Source organism: Pseudomonas cichorii (assembly GCF_019719005.1).
In the GTDB taxonomy this organism is placed as follows: domain Bacteria; phylum Pseudomonadota; class Gammaproteobacteria; order Pseudomonadales; family Pseudomonadaceae; genus Aquipseudomonas; species Aquipseudomonas cichorii_E.
Genome location: NZ_JAIGPJ010000105.1, coordinates 1 through 701, shown reverse-complemented (window position 1 = coordinate 701; position 701 = coordinate 1). Strand labels below are relative to the sequence as shown.

Here is a 701-nt window from a genome sequence, read left to right as displayed (position 1 = left end):
GCCTCGCGGTCGGTGTGGTAGCGATAGTTGAATTCGGTGATCTGGCGTTTGCCGATGGCCTGGCAGAACGCCTTGAAGCTACCCGGCTGTTCGGGGATGGTCACGGCAATGATGGCCTCGCGACCTTCACCCAACTCGGCACGCTCGGCCACATGGCGCAGGCGGTCGAAGTTGACGTTGGCACCAGAGTCGATGGCCACCAGGGTCTGGCCGCTGATGCCACGTTGCTCCACATACTTCTTGATCCCCGCCACGCCCAGCGCACCGGCCGGCTCGGTGATGGAGCGGGTGTCGTCGTAGATGTCCTTGATGGCCGCGCAGATTTCATCGGTGCTGACGGTGATCACTTCGTCGACGTAGTGACGGCAGACCTCGAAGGTGTGATGGCCGATCTGCGCCACCGCCACGCCATCGGCAAACAGCCCGACCTGATTCAGCACCACCCGCTCACCCGCTGCCATGGCGGCTTGCAGGCAGTTGGAGTCGTCGGGCTCGACGCCGATGACCTTGATATCCGGGCGCAGGTATTTGACGTAGGCCGCAATGCCCGCAATCAGGCCGCCACCGCCCACCGGAACGAAAATGGCGTCCAGCTGGCCCGGTTGCTGGCGCAGGATTTCCATGGCCACCGTGCCTTGTCCGGCAATGGTGTCAGGGTCATCGTAAGGATGGATGTAAACAAAACCCTGCTCGTCCACCAG

General features: G+C 62.6%; 1 protein-coding gene. It reads right to left on the bottom strand.

Features of this window, described 5'->3' with window-relative positions; translation table 11 throughout:
- On the bottom strand, positions 1 to 701 hold a 701-nt coding region (locus tag K5D32_RS25795), incomplete at both ends, for a pyridoxal-phosphate dependent enzyme (RefSeq protein WP_221602331.1).